The 247-nt window shown below is 39.3% G+C and carries 1 protein-coding gene; it reads left to right on the top strand.

The window, feature by feature from the left end; all coding sequences use genetic code 11:
• On the top strand, positions 1–247 hold a 247-nt coding region (locus AAEY83_RS17565), incomplete at both ends, for a 4Fe-4S binding protein (protein ID WP_351061239.1).

Genomic DNA, 247 nt, shown 5'->3' with positions numbered 1-247 from the left:
ATGGTTTGATGTTCCCTCGCAGCATTACTATATTTTTGGTACGACATTTCTGACTCAAGACTTTTATTTCATTGCCGCTTTTGCCATTATTGCTGCATTTATGCTATTTATGGTGACTGTTTATGCAGGTCGCGTATGGTGCGGTTATGCTTGTCCACAGACGATTTGGACACACCTGTATCAGTATGTTGAAAAGTGGATCATTGGTGATCGTAATAAACGCATAAAGTTCGATAAAGAACCAATG

The organism is Psychrobacter sp. TB20-MNA-CIBAN-0197, assembly GCF_040309765.1.
GTDB lineage: Bacteria > Pseudomonadota > Gammaproteobacteria > Pseudomonadales > Moraxellaceae > Psychrobacter > Psychrobacter submarinus.
The sequence above is the reverse complement of the archived record's forward strand: the minus strand, read 5'-3'. Positions and strand labels throughout refer to the sequence as shown.